At 41.6% G+C, this 18521-nt stretch carries 14 protein-coding genes; 11 read left to right on the forward strand and 3 right to left on the reverse strand.

Annotated elements, in window-relative coordinates; translation table 11 throughout:
- Positions 1–106: 106 nt before the first annotated feature.
- Positions 107–1222 (forward strand): TlpA disulfide reductase family protein, encoded by a 1116-nt coding sequence (locus ALE3EI_RS12240; protein ID WP_186989063.1) that lies wholly within the window; start codon positions 107–109, stop codon positions 1220–1222.
- Here ALE3EI_RS12240 and ALE3EI_RS12245 read toward each other — a convergent pair.
- Both ALE3EI_RS12245 and ALE3EI_RS12250 read right to left on the reverse strand, forming a co-directional pair.
- A complete protein-coding gene (locus tag ALE3EI_RS12245) occupies positions 1219–1899 on the reverse strand; it encodes an SIMPL domain-containing protein (RefSeq protein ID WP_186989065.1) in 681 nt (226 codons plus the stop codon). The genes ALE3EI_RS12240 and ALE3EI_RS12245 overlap by 4 nt on opposite strands.
- 12 nt (positions 1900–1911) lie before the next feature.
- On the reverse strand, positions 1912–2562 hold the full coding sequence (locus ALE3EI_RS12250) for a rhomboid family intramembrane serine protease (RefSeq protein ID WP_186989067.1): 651 nt from the start codon (positions 2560–2562) through the stop codon (positions 1912–1914).
- Positions 2563–2628: 66 nt separating this feature from the next.
- Here ALE3EI_RS12250 and ALE3EI_RS12255 point away from each other — a divergent pair, with 66 nt between their 5' ends.
- A complete protein-coding gene (locus ALE3EI_RS12255) occupies positions 2629–3507 on the forward strand; it encodes a lysophospholipid acyltransferase family protein (RefSeq protein ID WP_186989069.1) in 879 nt (292 codons plus the stop codon).
- On the opposite strand, the gene glmM is transcribed toward ALE3EI_RS12255, so the two are convergent.
- Entirely contained in the window at positions 3508–4896 is a 1389-nt protein-coding gene (glmM, locus tag ALE3EI_RS12260; protein WP_186989071.1) for a phosphoglucosamine mutase, read from the reverse strand.
- Positions 4897–4968: 72 nt separating this feature from the next.
- Between glmM and ALE3EI_RS12265 the strand changes: the two genes are divergently transcribed.
- The 9 genes from ALE3EI_RS12265 to ALE3EI_RS12305 all read left to right on the forward strand — a co-directional run bounded on the left by ALE3EI_RS12265 (position 4969) and on the right by ALE3EI_RS12305 (position 18477).
- On the forward strand, positions 4969–5553 hold the full coding sequence (locus ALE3EI_RS12265) for an acyl carrier protein phosphodiesterase (RefSeq protein ID WP_186989073.1): 585 nt from the start codon (positions 4969–4971) through the stop codon (positions 5551–5553).
- Complete coding sequence (gene ggt / locus ALE3EI_RS12270) at positions 5550–7253, forward strand: gamma-glutamyltransferase (RefSeq protein ID WP_186989075.1); 1704 nt, start codon at positions 5550–5552, stop codon at positions 7251–7253. The genes ALE3EI_RS12265 and ggt overlap by 4 nt, the downstream gene beginning before the upstream one ends.
- Before the next feature lie 287 nt (positions 7254–7540).
- Positions 7541–8554: a hypothetical protein gene (locus ALE3EI_RS12275; protein ID WP_186989077.1), complete on the forward strand. Its 1014-nt coding sequence runs from the start codon at positions 7541–7543 to the stop codon at positions 8552–8554.
- Between the two features lie 91 nt (positions 8555–8645).
- A complete protein-coding gene (gene uvrA, locus ALE3EI_RS12280; protein WP_186989079.1) occupies positions 8646–11477 on the forward strand; it encodes an excinuclease ABC subunit UvrA in 2832 nt (943 codons plus the stop codon).
- An 81-nt stretch (positions 11478–11558) separates the two neighbouring features.
- A complete protein-coding gene (locus ALE3EI_RS12285; protein WP_186989081.1) occupies positions 11559–12248 on the forward strand; it encodes an LOG family protein in 690 nt (229 codons plus the stop codon).
- Between the two features lie 14 nt (positions 12249–12262).
- Complete coding sequence (locus ALE3EI_RS12290; protein WP_186989083.1) at positions 12263–15073, forward strand: gluzincin family metallopeptidase; 2811 nt, start codon at positions 12263–12265, stop codon at positions 15071–15073.
- Between the two features lie 9 nt (positions 15074–15082).
- Positions 15083–15316 carry a hypothetical protein gene (locus tag ALE3EI_RS12295; RefSeq protein ID WP_186989085.1) on the forward strand — a complete coding sequence of 78 codons (234 nt, stop codon included), beginning with the start codon at positions 15083–15085 and terminating at the stop codon, positions 15314–15316.
- Between the two features lie 65 nt (positions 15317–15381).
- Positions 15382–17796 (forward strand): alpha-ketoacid dehydrogenase subunit alpha/beta, encoded by a 2415-nt coding sequence (locus ALE3EI_RS12300; protein ID WP_186989087.1) that lies wholly within the window; start codon positions 15382–15384, stop codon positions 17794–17796.
- A 51-nt stretch (positions 17797–17847) separates the two neighbouring features.
- Positions 17848–18477 (forward strand): DUF2306 domain-containing protein, encoded by a 630-nt coding sequence (locus tag ALE3EI_RS12305; RefSeq protein ID WP_186989089.1) that lies wholly within the window; start codon positions 17848–17850, stop codon positions 18475–18477.
- Positions 18478–18521: the final 44 nt, after the last annotated feature.

Consider the following 18521-nt stretch of genomic DNA (forward strand, 5'->3'; position numbering starts at 1 on the left):
AATTACATATTATGTTCCTGCAATATAAATAATTAACAATAAATTGATTGCTCCGTTTTGTTTAGAGAAAAATACAACTATTTTTGTAGGACAAATTTCTATGATTATGAGACGTTACATCCCTGTTTTACTTACATTATTACTTTTTTCATGTTCCAATGATCCCGATACTTATACGCTTGACGGAACGGCAAGTGGCTTTGATGATGGCACTCAGGTTTTTGTATATGAAGTGGTTGATGCAAACCAACCTGTTATCGTCGATACCATACAAATCGAAAACGGGACCTTTACTGCAGAATACCCAAAAACCGATGTGGTTGCTATACGATATCTAAGTGTGCAGAATCCGCAGGGGACAGTGGTATTTATTCCGGAGAATGAAAATTTAAAGGCAACCTTGTACAAGGACAGCATGTTTGCTTCTTCGGTTTCGGGAGGAAAAGAAAATTTAGCTCTTAGTGATCTCAACAGGAAACTCCGCATGTTTCAAAACCGTAAAAGGGACGTTGGACAGCGTTTCCGACAGGCACGGCAAGAGCAGGATCAAATGCTGGCCAGTGAATTACAAAAGGAAAACATTAGTTTAAATCAGCAGGAAGCCATTGCGAAAAAACAATATATCAAAGAGAATACAAATACACTGTTTGCACTGATGCTCACTTCAGAAATGCTAAGTAAAAGAGAGTTAACTGCCACCGAAGCTAACGAGGTTGTAGAATCACTTTCTCCAAAAATGGCAGAAACACAAATGGCCAAAAAGATCACCTCAGCATTAGCATCTCTCTCAAAAGGAGAAGTAGGCAGTAAGGCCCCGGATTTTACGGCACCCGACCCGAATGGTAACATGCTTTCGCTTAAAGAGACTTTAGGTAAGTATACTCTGGTAGATTTTTGGGCATCATGGTGTAAACCCTGTCGGATGGAAAACCCGAATGTGGTAAGAGTCTACAACAAATACCACGATAAGGGTTTAAATATTATTAGTGTTTCTTTAGACAGAGCCAATCAAAAAGATCGATGGTTAAAAGCCATAGCCGATGATCAAATGGATTGGTATCACGTTTCCAATCTACAGTTCTGGCAGGATCCCATCGCAAAAGATTACAATGTAAGATCGATCCCGGCTACGTTTCTTTTAGATGAAAACGGTACGATAATCGCCAAAAATTTACGCGGAGCTCAGTTAGAAACCCAAATGGCTGCCTTATTAGGGCCTTAATTCAATAAAAAACTAACGTTTACGGTAACGCTCACTTCCATTTCGCCGGGGGCGATGGTTTGTTGTGAACTTCCTCCTTCACTGTCCATGGCCATTGTCTTATACATGGGCATAGGCGTGTTCACCGCTCTGTATTCACTTATTGAAACCGCTTTCCCTATGGTCTGATCAAGCACCGAGGCATATTCGGTGGCCTTCATTTTTGCATTTGAAATAGCTTTTTTCCGCGCTTCAGATTCTAAAGATTTGATCTGAGATGAGGAAAACGAAATACCGTCGATTCTGTTGATGCCACTTTCAAGCAAGCCATTCATAAGAACTTCGTATTTTGTAAGATCTCTCAGCTTTATAGCGATCGCCTGGTTGGCAGAATACGTATAGGTCTTGGTATTGTACTCGTAGTTCTTATTAAGTCTGATATATTCGGTAGAGACATCTTTATTGTCAATATTCATACTTTTAATAAACGCAAGGACATTATTGACCGTTCGGTCATTTTCCTGTTTTAGTTCCTTGGCATTTTTTCCGGTATTCTCTACCCGAACTGTAATGGTAACCTCATCCGGAACAATATTCACAATTCCTTCACCCACTACATCTACGGTGTGCTCTGCTTTATTTTGTGCCATAAGGGAGGTGCTAATAATCATTAATACTAACGTTGCTATGTTTTTCATTTCAAAGATTTTTTAAATTTTACCGAGTTTATGTAAGATCAAGAGTGCAATTATGGGAACAGCCAATAAGCCTATCAGCCATAGATCTGTTTGCAGCAGACTAGGAACAAATGCTATGCCAAGAATGTATCCTGCTATCGCTCCTCCGAAATGTGCGTCGTGACCAATATTGCCTTGTCTGCTTTTCATGCCGTAAATAGAATAGGCCAAATACAATATTCCGAAGACCCATGCCGGAATAGGTATAGGTATAAAATACAGATAGAGACTCATATCCGGCTCAAAAAGAATGGCGGCGTATAAGATTCCTGTTACCGCACCACTAGCGCCAACCGCGCTGTAGTGATATTCATCCTTATGAAAATACAACGACAGTAGGTTTCCAACGAGCAATGCACCCAGATAGATCGATAAAAATTTGGCTACCCCTACCTCGGCCAATACCACATCGGCGAAGAAATAAAAGGTAAACATATTGAAAAAAAGGTGGGCATAATCTGCATGTAGAAACCCCGAAGAAAACATCCTAATCTGCTCACCCCTTCTAATACCCGCAATATTGAACTTGTATTTTTCAAAAAATGAAAAATCGCTAAAACCCTTAATGGATATGATGACGTTTGCCAAAATGATCGCGATGGTGGCGATAGAAATACCTTGCATAAATTTTCAGATTCGCTTTAGATTACTAATGCAATAAAATTAAGTAGTTTTGCTTTAAATTAAGCTATGCAACGCCTACTTTATCTGTTAATTTATCCGCTGCTTTGGGCAACTTCCATATTGCCAATGCGGTTGCTGTATATTAAATCGGATTGCCTGTATATTCTTGCTTACCATGTCTTCAGATATCGCAAAAAAGTAGTACTGAGTAATTTGAAACTCGTTTTTCCTGAAAAAACCGAGAAAGAACGAAAAGCTATTGCAAAAGCTTTCTATCATCATTTGTGCGATATAATCTTTGAAACGATTAAAAGTATGACCATTTCTGAAGAGGAAGCAAAACGCCGATTTGATGTTCAGAATATAGAGCTGCTTCGAGATTATGAATCTCGTGGTCGAAGTGTTCTTATGTTCTGTGGACATTATGCGAGTTGGGAATGGAGCAGTATTATAAACCGACAGACTACCCTGAAAGGCCTCGGTGTTTACAAGAAGCTGGACAATCCGTATTTCGACCGACTTGTTAAAAAGATCCGTGGGAAGTTTGGCGCCGAGATCATTTCGAATAAAAAAATTGTGACTTCGCTGTTCAGATTGAACAAGAAAGGAATTAAAACGGTGTCACTGGTCCTTGCCGATCAGACCCCAAAAGTAGGAGCTTTTAAGCATCGCGATACGTTTATGGGAATCGATGTTCCGGTCTTTACAGGCACTGAAGAATTAGCCAAAAAATTGAATTTCGCTGTCGTCTATATGAAAGTAGAAAAGGTAAGGCGCGGCTATTACAAAGCAAATTTTATCCCCCTGGCAGAAGATCCGAATTCTTATCCAGATTTCGATATTACCCGTATGTTTTTAAATGAAATAGAAAAACAGATTCACAAGGAACCTCAATATTATCTGTGGTCACACAAGCGCTGGAAATTGCGAAATACCCTTCAATAATTATAACCCGGACACTTCCTTGATCTCGCTAATAATGCGATCTGCCAGCTCATCGGCTTCCTTCTGTGATTTGGCTTCGGTGTAAATTCGGATGATAGGTTCGGTATTGGATTTTCTTAAATGCACCCAGTTTTCAGCAAAATCGATCTTTACTCCATCCAGCGTGTTTATTTCTTCCGAAGCATATTTCTCTGCCATGGCCTTCAGAATTCCATCCACATCCAGTTGCGGTGTAAGTTCGATCTTCTTTTTACTCATAAAATAGGATGTATAGGTCTTCCGAAGTTCACTCACACTTAAATTAATTTCAGCAAGAAAACTTAAGAACAACGCAATACCCACCAGACTATCTCTTCCGTAGTGTAATTCAGGATAAATAATACCTCCATTCCCTTCTCCTCCAATAACAGCATGGGTCTCCTTCATTTTTTCCACCACATTTACCTCGCCTACAGCGCTGGCAGTATAGTTCCCACCATGTTTTTGCGTAATATCGCGTAAGGCTCTGGAAGAAGACATATTGGAAACTGTATCCCCCGGTGTATGCCTGAGAACATAATCGGCCACGGCAACCAGCGTATACTCTTCTCCAAACATTTCGCCCTTTTCATCCACAAAAGCAAGCCTGTCTACATCGGGATCGACAACGATGCCAAAATCGGCGTTTTCCTTTTTTACAAGGCTCATCAAGTCTCCCAAATGCTCTTTGAGAGGTTCTGGATTATGAGGAAAATGTCCCGTAGGCTCACAATATAATTTCACTGGGTGTACATCGAGGGCTTCGAGTAATAATGGAACTGCAATTCCTCCCGTAGAATTCACACCATCTACGACCACTTTAAAATTAGATTTTTTGATCGCCTCCACATGTACTAGAGGCAATTCCAAAATTTCATCGATATGCATATCGATATAGGCATCGTTTATGGAGATCTTTCCCAATTGATCGACCTCAGAAAAAGCGATATCACCCTTGTCTGCAAGATCCAGTATTTCTTGTCCGGCAGCAGCATTAAGGAATTCACCATTGTGATTGAGTAATTTAAGAGCGTTCCACTGTTTCGGATTATGGCTAGCGGTTAATATGATCCCACCATCGGCATGTTCCATGGTTACGGCAACTTCAACGGTTGGCGTAGTCGACAAGCCCAGATCTATAACGTGAATCCCCATCCCCACCAGCGTGTTCATCACTAATTGCTGCACCATCTCTCCCGAAATTCGGGCATCGCGACCTACAACGACCCTGTAGCTCTCCTTATTGCGCTGTTGTTTTACCCAACTTCCGTAAGCGGCAGCATATTTAACCGCATCGATGGGCGTTAGATTTTCTCCTTGTTTTCCACCTATGGTTCCGCGTATTCCGGAAATAGATTTTATTAATGTCATATCCTCAATTTTAACGCAAAGATACTTTTTTATAATCGCAATTCTTTGTGATGATTTTGTAAATTGTACCGAATGAATTTTCTGGCACATATCTACCTTTCTGGAGAAGATGAAGGGATCACTATCGGTAATTTTATAGCCGACGGAATTAAAGGTAAGCGCTATCTAAAATATCCGAACAAAATTAGGAAAGGTATACTGCTGCATCGTGCTATCGACAGTTTTACCGACCAGCACCCCACGGTAAAGCTCAGTACAGCGAGGCTTCACGAAAATTATGGTCATTATAGCGGTGTAATAGTGGACATACTTTACGATCATTTTCTAGCCAAGAACTGGAGTGATTATCACTCGCAACCATTAGATGAATATGTTGCCGGCTTTTATGAAATGCTACGGAATAATTTTGAGATCCTGCCAACGCGCATTCAACGAATGATGCCTTATATGATCACAGACAATTGGCTATTGAGTTATGCTACCATACCCGGAATAAGCACCATCCTGGCACAGATGAATGTGCGTACAAAAAGACGGTCCAAAATGAATTTTGCGGTGATGGAATTGGAAGAATATTATAGTGAGTTTGAAACTGAATTCACTTCGTTTTTTGCTGAATTAATTCAGTATACTGAAGAAAAACTGAAAGAATTATGAAACGAATCCTCCTTGTTTTCTGTTTGCTCTGTTTTATTAACTGCAAGGAAGCTCCGAAGCGATCTGCCGAAGTCCAACTTCCAAAAGAAGGTTTGATCACCGAAAATGCCATGGTGGTTTCAGCAAGAGCCGAAGCATCGGCCATTGGCATTGAGATCCTTCAACTAGGGGGTAATGCCTATGATGCCGCAATAGCCGTGGAACTTGCCCTGGCCGTTACCTATCCTTATGCCGGAAATCTTGGCGGTGGGGGCTTTATGGTCTATCGTACGCAGCACGGCGAATACGGTAGTTTCGATTTTAGGGAAAAGGCGCCTTTAGCAGCTACCCGTGATATGTACCTGGATTCTTTAGGGAATTATCAAACAGAACAAAGTAAGGTGGGTGGATTAGCAGTTGGCGTACCGGGGACAGTATCGGGATTGTTTGCCATCCGTGAAAAGCTGGGCTCTTTACCTATGGATGTGATCTTAAAGCCGGTTATCGCTTTGGCAAAAAAGGGATTTGTCATTACTGAAATGCAGGCCGAACGCCTCGAAAAGTACAGGATGGAATTTGAGCGGGTCAACGAAGAGACCTCCCTCTTTACACATACCTATAAGCAAGGTGATACACTGAAGAATATGGCTCTGGCCGAAACACTTCAACGGATCTCCGATAACGGCCTTTCAGAGTTTTATCAGGGGGAAACCGCAGAAAAACTGGTGGATTTTATTCAGCAAAAAGGAGGAATAGTAACTTTGGAAGATCTAAATGCCTATGATACCGAGTGGAGAGAACCGTTGCAGTATTCCTACAAGAACCTTAATGTGATCTCCATGGCTCCGCCTTCCAGCGGTGGGGTTTGTTTGGGACAGATCCTTAAAATGATCGAACCTTTTCCGGTTTCAACATACGAACATAACGGAGTAAAATACATTCAGTTATTGGCAGAAGCCGAACGCAGAGCGTATGCAGACCGCAGTTATTTTCTGGGAGACCCCGATTTTGTTGAGAATCCGGTAGATTCATTGTTGTCAGACAGATATCTTAAGTCGCGGATGAATTCCTTCAGTTTTAAAAAAGCTACCTCTTCTGAAACTTTAGGTTACGGAAGTATTTCAACGTTTGAGAGCAGTGAAACCACACATTTTTCCATAGTAGATCAATTTGGAAATGCGGCATCCCTTACCACCACGTTAAACTCGGGATATGGTTCAAAATTATACGTAAAAGAACTCGGTTTTTTCCTGAACAATGAAATGGACGATTTTAGTGCGAAGCCGGGAGAACCAAATATTTACGGACTGGTAGGTGGAAAGGCCAATGCCATTGCTCCTCAAAAGCGAATGCTGAGTTCGATGACCCCAACCATAGTTGAAACAGACGGAAAACTCTGGATGGTGGTTGGTACGCCCGGGGGAGCCACCATCATCACCTCGGTGCTTCAAACCATTTTAAACGTGTACGAATTCGATATGAGCATGCAACAGGCAGTGGATGAACCCAGGTTCCATCACCAATGGCTGCCGGATGCCATTCGTTATGAAGTTGGTAAATTTCCGAAAACACTTATAACTAAGTTAGAAGAGTTGGGATATCCTGAAAATACCGAAGTCGACCCCATCATTGGTAAAGTTGATGCTATCTTAATCCTTCCCAACGGAAATATGGAAGGTGGAGCCGATCACAGAGGGGATGATACTGCCAAAGGCTTCTAAGCCCAAAGTGCGACTTTTCTTACCTTTAATCGGTGCTTTTATACCGTATATCGATTTGTAAGATAAATACTACATAGTGGTGTAAAATTGGCTATTTTTGAATAGTTAACGCAAATATTTGTAAGACATCATTTAAAACAGTTACAAAAGAAAGCCCCCGCTTTTTTAAAGCAATAACCAATTAAGTTTATCCTCATTACCAATATCATGGTTTGGGGAATTATGTATTTATAATACAAATTGGCATGAAAGGGTTGCTCTTCCTGTGTTTTATTTGAATCCGGACTATGAAGAGTACATCTTTTTTTAAGGATCTCTATGCTATCATCCCGCTCATTTTTAGTGGGCTTTTGGGCATTGCTCTTATTTTCCTTCTAAAGCAAAAAGTAGACAGTACACCGGATTTCGCACTTACCCTAGAAAATCTCACCACGATTTTTTTAAGTATCAGCGGTCTTTTGGCAGCCATCATCATGGTCTACCTGGCTACCGCGGCATTGCGTCTTAAGACGTCACGGGATACTGCCATTGACAATTTGAGCCGGATCACTCAGAAAATGCACTATTTCAGGAATATTGTCGAATTGCTTCTAAGATCGAAGATATGGCTGCCGGGACTCAGGGAATATATTGACGACGAATTTAGCGGACTTACCTTTTTTGAGGTTAAGGAATTTTACAAAGGCAAATCGAAACTGGCCATCGAATTTCTTCAGGAGACCCATAACTATCAGGATACTGAAAATTTATACCTTGAGTTGAAATCCATTCTCATGACGAGTCCCAGAGAGCGCAAAATTCCGGAGAATATCGCCTACCCCAAGGTCTATAATAGGGACATCGTGGAAAAATGGCTTGAACATAAAGTAGGATCGGGCCTGTGGTATTACTTTGGATATAAATACGCGGTGTTTAAAGAGGCTCTCGATATAAATTCAGTTTTTGAACGCCATCAGGAAAAGATCATGACTCTGGCAAACTCCATAGACAGTGAAGCCTTTGAAGACAGCTCCTTTAACGAAGTATTCCTCTCCAAACTGGGAGAATATATGAATAAGGAGGTGATCCCAAAACTATTTCAGTTTCAGGAGAAGTCGGTTAACAACATGCCGCGAATAATGCGCTATCTGTATTCCATCTTTTTGATGTTGGTGTTGTTTGGTGTGCTTCTGCCTCTACTCTATTTGTTGTTTTCGCTTTCGATCATTGCGCTCATCATCAGTTTTGCCACTGTAATAAGTATAATTTTCTTTATTGCCACTACTTTTTATCCATTCCTTTCGAAAGAAATAAACTCTTAGTTATTGGCCTTGCAAAAATTGTGTAATTAACTTAAGTACGGATTAGTCTTTGCTATAGAATTTTCATTCCATTTAAGTACCTTTGCAAACTATGGCAAAAAATGATGATTTTATTGAAGTTCTCGGAGCCAGAGTTCACAATTTAAAGAACATAGATGTTCGCATCCCCCGAGAGAACTTAGTTGTTATTACCGGCTTAAGCGGAAGCGGAAAGTCGTCATTAGCCTTCGATACGATCTATGCTGAAGGACAACGCCGTTATATTGAAACCTTCTCTGCCTATGCCCGTCAGTTTCTGGGAAGTCTGGAACGTCCCGATGTGGATAAAATTGACGGATTATCCCCGGTCATCGCCATTGAACAAAAGACTACGAGTCGCAGTCCGCGATCTACCGTAGGTACCATAACAGAAATTTACGATTTTCTAAGGCTGTTTTTTGCGCGAGCGAGTGATGCATACAGCTATAACACCGGTAAAAAAATGGTGAGTTACAGTGATGAGCAGATTAAGCAGCTTATCATTCAGGATTTTAAAGGAAAGAAAGTTAGTATCCTCGCGCCGGTAGTTCGTTCCCGTAAAGGTCATTACCGGGAACTGTTCGAACAGATCTCCAAACAGGGATTCTTAAAGGTGCGTATAGATGGTGAGGTCACCGACCTTACCAAAGGCATGAAGATAGATCGTTATAAGACGCACGATATCGAGATCGTTATCGATCGATTGAAGATCAGTGAAGAAAGTGATCACAACAAACGGTTAAGTGAGTCTATTATAACAGCCATGTATCACGGTGACGATGTGCTTATGGTGTTAGACAACGAAACCGATGAAGTACGGTTTTTCAGCAGGTCGTTAATGTGCCCCAGTTCGGGAATTTCTTATCCGAACCCTGAGCCCAATAACTTCTCGTTTAATTCTCCCAAGGGCATGTGTCCCGACTGTAAAGGATTGGGAAAATTATATGAAGTAAATCTGAAAAAAATAGTTCCGGATACGAAGTTATCGATCAAACAAGGTGCTTTAGCCCCTCATGGACCCCAAAAGAGCAATTGGATCTTTAAACAACTGGAACTAATAGCAGAGCGTTTTAAATTTAAACTGAGCGACCCCTTCGAATCCATACCCGAAGAAGCCAAAGAAATGATCTTTCACGGAGGAAATGAAAAGTTCGAGATCGAGTCTAAAACCCTGGGAATTACCCGAAATTACAAGATAGATTTTGAAGGGGTGGCTACATTTCTTCAGAATACATTTGAAGCCAACGAATCTAAGTCTTTACGTCGTTGGGCGAAAGAATATATGGATAAGATTCCGTGCCCCGAATGTGGTGGAAGTCGTCTTCGGAAAGAGTCGTTATACTTTAAAGTGAATGAAAAGAATATCGCCGATCTTGCCCATATGGATGTGGTGGAACTGGCCGAGTGGTTCGACGACCTGGAAAAGCACCTGTCGGAAACACAACTCAAGATCGCTTCCGAAATTATTAAAGAAGTACGATCCCGTTTGCAATTTCTAGTGGATGTAGGTTTAACGTATCTGGCTTTGGATCGCAGTTCCAAGTCACTGTCCGGTGGTGAAGCACAACGCATACGATTGGCAACCCAGATCGGTTCCCAACTGGTTGGCGTTCTTTATATCCTTGATGAACCCAGTATTGGATTGCATCAGCGGGATAATGAAAAACTCATTCAATCATTGATAGCGCTACGAGATATCGGGAATTCGGTGATCGTGGTCGAGCACGACAAGGATATGATCTACCATGCAGACTATGTGATAGATATTGGTCCGGCAGCCGGGCGCCACGGTGGCGAGATCGTTTCCCAAGGAACGCCAAAGGAAATTGAAAAGCACCACACCCTCACGGCAGATTATCTGAACGGAACCAAAGAGATCGCTATTCCGAAGAAGAGAAGAAAAGGGAATGGAAAAACGCTCACCCTTAGTGGTGCAACCGGTAATAACCTGAAAAATATAAGTGTAGATTTTCCCTTAGGGACTATGATTGGTGTTACAGGCGTTTCGGGAAGTGGTAAATCAACTTTAGTAAACGAAACCCTCTACCCTATTCTGAATGCACATTTTTTTAACGGGGTAAAAAAGCCTATGCCATACACGAAGATCGATGGCTTAAAGCACATCGACAAGGTGATAGATATCAATCAGTCGCCTATTGGCCGAACGCCTCGTTCTAATCCGGCGACGTATACCGGAGTCTTTTCTGAAATACGCAGCCTGTATGCTAAAGTTCCGGAAGCCATGATACGAGGATATAAACCGGGACGTTTCAGCTTTAATGTGGCCGGCGGACGTTGTGAAACCTGTAAAGGCGGTGGTTTAAGGGTTATTGAAATGAATTTTCTTCCCGATGTTTATGTGGAATGTGAAACTTGTCAGGGCAAGCGTTTTAACCGGGAAACCCTTGAAATACGTTACAAAGGGAATTCTATTTATGACGTATTGGAAATGACTATCAATGAAGCCTGTAAGTTCTTTGAACATATTCCGAAGATCTACCGAAAATTAAAGACTATACAGGATGTAGGGCTGGGATATATTACCCTGGGGCAGCAATCCACTACCCTTTCGGGAGGTGAGGCGCAACGAATAAAACTCGCAACGGAACTTTCAAAGCGAGATACGGGAAATACTTTCTATATTCTTGATGAGCCCACCACCGGACTCCATTTTGAGGACATTAGAGTGTTACTCGTCGTACTAAATAAATTGGTGGATAAAGGAAACACAGTAGTGATCATTGAACACAATCTCGATGTCATCAAAACCGTAGATTATATCATCGATATTGGCCCCGAAGGAGGAAAAAAAGGGGGTAAGATCATGGCGCTAGGAACCCCCGAGGAGATCGTAAAGGACAAAAAGAGCTATACAGCGCGTTTCCTCAAAAAAGAATTACATTAGCCAAGAAAAAGGTAGTAGATTTAAGCCTTTAGCTGTTATAATAATGAAGGTGACGGAAGGAACACTATGAAAATTGATTGAATGAGAAACGAAAGTAATCCAAAAAACTGGAACGAAGTTAAAACCAACGATTCGTGGGCGATCTTTAAGATCATGGGAGAATTTGTGAACGGATATGAAAAAATGAGCCGTATTGGACCCTGCGTATCTATATTTGGTTCGGCAAGAACCAAACCGGATCATAAATATTATAAACTTGCCGAAAGTATAGCGAAAAAGATCACCGAAAACGGTTACGGAGTGATCACCGGAGGGGGTCCCGGGATCATGGAAGCCGGAAATAAAGGAGCTCATCTGGCCGGCGGAACTTCCGTAGGACTGAATATTACACTTCCTTTCGAACAACATGATAACGCCTATATCGACAGTGATAAGAGTATCGATTTCGATTATTTCTTTGTGCGAAAGGTGATGTTCGTAAAATATTCACAAGGGTTTGTTGTCATGCCCGGAGGGTTTGGAACCTTAGACGAATTCTTTGAGGCGTTTACACTTATACAAACACATAAGATCGATAAATTCCCTTTAATTCTTGTTGGGCGTGAATTCTGGAGTGGTTTGATGGATTGGATTACCGGTACCTTACTTGAAGCAAACAACAATATAAGCCCGGAAGATATGGACCTGGTTCATGTAGTTGATAATGAAGATGAAGTTTTGGAAATTCTAAACAATTTCTACGACAAGTACAACCTTAGTCCGAACTTTTAAGGAGCCCCGCATTTATGAACAAAACCCTCGTTTTTGTAACCATTCTTCTGGTAAGTTGCTCACTTGCAGCACAACATACTATTTCGATCGATGCCCATATAGTACCTGAAAAAAAGGCCATCAACATTACACAGGAGATCGAGTATGTAAACACCTCTGCCGAGACCTTAAACGAGATCTATTTAAATGATTGGGCCAACAGCTTTTCTAAAAAGACCACGCCTCTTGCAAAGCGATTTAGTGAAAATTACGACTCTTCCTTTCATTTTGAAAAAAATAAAGACCGTGGAAAAACCACAGTTCACAGCATCACAACGGCTACAGGATTATCACTTAATTGGGAGCGTGGCGATGAAGTTGATATAATAAGGCTGCCACTTGAAATGCCGCTTCGGGCCGGAGAGAGTTTCACTTTTAAAATAGTATACACCGTCACTGTGCCGGACGACAAATTCACGCGCTACGGTATTTCCAAAGATGGGGATCTTAAGTTGCGCTACTGGTATATTTCTCCGGCAGTCTACGACGGTAGCTGGCAGGTCTACAGCAACAAGAATACAGACGATCTTTACTTAACCCCTTCAGCTTTTAATATTGATCTTCATTATCCTGAAAAATACATACTTACGACCGATCTTGATGTAGTTTCTGAAAAAACTTCCGAAGGAACTAAAACCAGTGTTTTACAGAGTAATAAGCGTATGAACGCAACGATGTACTTAAATCAGGATTCTAAGTTTGAATCTATAGTTACCGATAAAGTTGAGATCGTAAGTAATTTGGAAGATAAGAAGGTGGCTCCTCCCATGAGGGCTCTCATTGTTGATCGGATCGCACATTTTCTGAATGAAAAATTGGGGCCGTATCCCTTCAATAAGATCGTGGTTAGCGAAAGTGATTATAAAAACAATCCTGTGTACGGACTCAATCAGCTGCCCGATTTTATTAGTCCGTTTCCCGACGGGTTCGAGTACGATATGGAGCAGTTAAAGACCATAACGGCACAGTATCTCGAAAACACTCTGGTAACCCATCCTCGAAACGATTATTGGCTTCATGGGGCGATCCAGATTTACCTTATGATGGAATATGTGGATCTTTACTATCCCAAAATGAAGATCATTGGAAACCTCAGTAATTTCTGGGTAATTCGCTGGTCACATGCTTCAAATCTTGAGTTTAACGATCAGTACCCTTTGCTATATCTGAATATGGCACGAAATAACCTGAATCAACCCTTAACTACCCCCAAGGATTCACTCGTCAAGTTTAATAAGAACATAGCCAATGCTTATTATGGAGGCGACGGACTTGCCTATCTGGCCGATTATATGGGTAAGGAAAATATGAGTAAAAGCCTGAAGGAGTTTTACCAGGCGAATCGATTAAAACCTATTCATACTTCCGTTTTTGAAACCGCTCTAACAAAAAACACAAACTTACCGGTGAATTGGTTCTTTGAGGATTTTATCGATTCCCGAATTACGATCGACTTTAAAATAAAAAAAGTAAAAAAGAAAGGTGATTCACTGGAAGTGACCATCAGAAATCTGAAGGACAATGTGATGCCTGTATCACTTTATGGCTTAAATAGGGACAGCATTATCTTTAAACGGTGGGTGGATCCTGTGGATTCCATTAGCACAGTGACAGTTCCTGCTCAGGACATTAGGAAGTTGGCTGTAAACTACGAAGAGATCATTCCCGAATACAATCAGAGAAACAATTTTAAAAAGGTAAAAGGATTGCTAAACCGTCCGGTACAATTCAGACTTTTTCAGGATGTAGAAGACCCAAAGTACAATCAGTTGTTTTTTATGCCGGTATTTGAATACAATTTATACGACGGGTTTACTGTGGGGCCGAAATTGTACAATAAAACCGTACTTCCCAAAGCAATTCACTATAAACTGGAACCTCAATACGGGTTTCGCTCCAATACGTTGGTAGGTAATGGCTCCATCGTGTATACCGATAATCGGTCGAGTGGAAAACTATATGCTATGCGTTACGGACTCTCGGGCAGTTACTTTTCCTATGACGAAGGACTGTTTTACAAGCGGTTTACGCCATTTATGACCTTTGCCTTCAGAAATGAGGATTTGCGGAATAATGAAAAACAATTTATCAATCTAAGAAATATCAATGTGCGTAGAGATGAAAATCCTAACGACCCATTGCAGGAACCTAATTACAGTGTTTTCAATGCGCAGTATGTCTATTCAAATCCTAACCTTATCAATTATTTTCGAGGGGTGGCAGATTATCAGATCTCGTCTAAATTCAGTAAACTTTCTGCCGAAATTGAATATCGAAAATTATTTCTTAATAATCGTCAATTGAATCTGCGTCTCTTTGCCGGAGTGTTTTTGTTTAATGATTCGGGTGCCGATAAGGATTTTTTCAGTTTTGCCTTGGATCGTCCTACCGATTATCTTTTCGATTATAATTATTACGGAAGAAGCGAAGACACAGGGTTATTTAGTCAGCAACTCATCATAGCCGAAGGAGGATTTAAGTCCCAACTCGAACCTGCGTTTGCAAACAGATGGATCACTACCCTGAACGCAAGTACGAACATCTGGAAATGGATCTATGCCTATGGTGATGCCGGTCTGGTTCACAATTCTAAAGAGGGAATCGAATTTGTGTATGACAGCGGAATCCGGTTAAGTTTGGTAGCCGACTATTTCGAACTGTACTTCCCCTTGTATTCTAACCTTGGTTTCGAACCCTCACTTCCCAATTACGATCAACGGATCCGGTTTATTGTTACCTTAAGTCCGAAAACTCTGTTGAGCCTTTTTACCAGAGCCTGGTATTAATCTTTGACTATGTCATTTCTAAACGACATTCGCATTATTCTCCTACTGTGTTTAACACTGGGGCTTATGCCCTATTTCCCAGAACCACATATTTGGGGAAAAATTAAGTGGATGGCAGGAGGGGCCGAAGGAATGCAACCAATGGATTGGTTTGATGTATTGCTACACGGATTCCCCTTCCTCTTGTTGGTGAGGGTATTATATCTGAAAATATCCCGTTCTAAGAATGGTCATTCCTCCTAATTGGCACAGCGGGCTTTTTTTTAACTCAGTTTTCGTTACTTTTGTAGTCCCTAATTTTTATATAGATGCAGACAAACCCCGATACAAATAGTGACCTTTCTTTCGACGATTTTAAAGCTGAAGTCCTTAACGATTACAAGATAGCAGTAACCAGCCGTGAATGTAGTTTGTTGGGAAGACGTGAAGTCCTAACCGGGAAGGCCAAATTCGGGATATTTGGTGACGGGAAGGAAGTCCCTCAATTGGCGTGGGCAAAAGCATTCAAAAAAGGAGATTGGCGCAGTGGATATTATCGCGATCAGACCCTTATGATGGCAATAGATAAGTTGGATATTCAGCAATTCTTCGCCGGACTTTATGCACATACCGATATTGAAGCCGACCCGATGAGTGCAGGGCGACAAATGGGCGGGCATTTTGCAACCCATAGCTTAAATGAGGATGGCAGCTGGAAAAATTTAACCGCACAACACAACAGTAGCGCTGATATCTCCCCCACGGCCGGACAAATGCCTCGCCTTTTGGGCCTGGCACAAGCCTCTAAGATCTTTAGAAATGTAAAGGGAATTGAGAATAAGACACAATTTTCGATCAATGGAAACGAAGTGGCCTGGGGAACGATTGGAAATGCCAGTACCAGCGAAGGACTGTTCTGGGAAACCATTAACGCAGCAGGAGTTTTGCAGGTTCCTATGGTGATGAGCGTTTGGGATGACGACTACGGAATATCGGTGCATGCAAAGCACCAGACCACCAAGGAAAATATATCTGAGATCCTTAAAGGCTTTCAACGCACTGAAGAAGAGGACGGTTACGAGATTCTTAGGGTTAACGGCTGGGACTATCCCGCCTTGATTGAAACCTATCAAAAAGCAGCACGAATTGCCCGGGAAGAACACGTTCCTGTACTTATTCATGTGAAGGAACTTACACAGCCACAGGGCCATTCTACCAGTGGTTCGCACGAACGTTACAAAAGTGAAGAGCGCTTGCAATGGGAACGCGATTTCGATTGCAACCTAAAAATGCGGGAGTGGATGATCGCGAGTGATATTGCTACCGATGAACAACTTTCAGAAATGGAAAAAGCCATTAAGAAGGAAGTTAGAGACGGAAAAAAAGCAGCATGGGAGGCGTTTTTAGCACCTCAGAAACAAGAACAGCACGAGGCGGTTACCCTATTGGGAAATCTTGCCGAGAGTAGCCCCAACAAAAATTTTATTGAAAAAATCAAGAATGAACTCGCTTCCGATAAGGAACCTTTAAGAAGAACCATTGCCGCTGCAACTCGAAAAGCCTTGCGCTATGTGGTTTCGGAAAATACATCGGAAAAAAGACAGCTCATAGACTGGATCGATAATTATTTTGAAACGATTCAGCCAAAATACAGTGCGCACCTCTATTCCGAAGCCAAAGAAAATGCCAGGACCATCGCCGAAGTAAAACCACAGTTCGACCAAAATGCTGAAGAAGTTGATGCCCGTTTGGTACTCCGAAATAATTTTGATGCCCTGTTTACCAAATATCCGGAAGCCATGATCTTTGGTGAAGATGCCGGAAAGATAGGTGATGTGAATCAGGGATTGGAAGGAATGCAGGAGAAGTATGGTGAATTGAGGGTAAGTGACGCCGGAATACGGGAAGCCACTATCCTTGGGCAAGGCATCGGACTCGCGATGAGAGGTCTACGCCCTATTGCCGAGATCCAATATCTGGACTATATATTGTATTGTCTTCAGATCATGAGTGACGATCTGGTTACGGTGCGCTACCGAACCATGGGAAAACAAAAAGCACCTTTAATTGTAAGAACCCGCGGACACCGTCTGGAGGGAATCTGGCACAGTGGTTCCCAGATGGGAGGTTTAATCCATTTGTTACGAGGAATGTATATTTTGGTACCACGCAATATGACCAAGGCTGCAGGCTTTTACAATACCCTTTTGGAAACCGATGAACCGGCACTTATCGTAGAATGTCTTAACGGTTACCGCCTTAAAGAGAAGATGCCTACGAATCTCGGTGAATTTAAAACACCCATTGGAGTTGTGGAAACCGTTAAAGAAGGAAACGACATTACCTTGGTTTCTTACGGAAGTACCTTAAGGATCGTTGAAGAAGCTGCCAAAGAACTGCAACAGGTTGGAATTGATGCCGAAATTATTGACGTGCAATCGCTACTGCCCTTAGATCTTGATCACAATATGGTAAAAAGTGTAGCAAAGACGAATAGACTTTTGGTCATTGACGAAGACGTACCGGGAGGAGCTTCAGCTTATATACTACAGCATATCGTGGATGAACAAAACGGATATCGACATCTGGACAGCAAACCACAGGCACTTGCGGCAAAACCTCACCGACCAGCCTATGGCACCGATGGCGATTATTTCTCAAAACCATCTTCTGAAGATATTTTTGAAAAGGTCTACGAGATCATGCATGAGGCAAATCCGGAGGATTTTCCCAAACTGAGATAGTCATTTCCAAACTTTCTTATATCTTTCCTCGAAATTTACCTGATTTTCAGGATGATAAGATTTCTAAGACTGTTTTTTATAGTGCTAAGTACGATCGTTGTACTTATTCTGCTGGTTGCTTCGGTTAGTAAACTTTTAAATTTGATCGCCATGCATGCCGGTGATTTAAATTTTAGGCCTGACAGCATTGAGACGCACTATCGGGATCATTTATGGCTGGGATATGTACATATTGTTCCCGGAATTATCTTTTTGATCTTAGGAGGTTATCAATTTGTACCTTACTTCAGAAATCGATATGTAACGATTCACAGATTGATAGGAAAGCTCTTTTTGATCCTGAGCACGATAATCTTTATAACTGCTATTGCACTGGCCGCTTTTTATCCCTTCGGAAATATTCTGGAAAGTGTTGTCACATTTTTGTTTGGCAGCTTCCTTCTTTACTGTACTTACAAAGCCTATACCACTGCGCGAAACCGAAAGATCGCCCAGCACCGCAAATGGGTGACCCGAATCTACTTTATTGCGATCGCTGTCTCTACCATTCGGGGTATTATTGCGTTATTTATGGCTACAGGGTCAGACAGTATGCAATCCATTTTCGGATTGTCTTTTCTTATTGCCTTTGGTATTCATCTGGTTCTAGTGGAACTATGGATTAGGTATCTGGCGAAATAAATTCGGGAAAAATTTTATTTTTTAAGAAATAATCGCATCTTTGA

This window comes from Constantimarinum furrinae (genome assembly GCF_014295415.1).
Classification (GTDB): Bacteria; Bacteroidota; Bacteroidia; order Flavobacteriales; family Flavobacteriaceae; genus Constantimarinum; species Constantimarinum furrinae.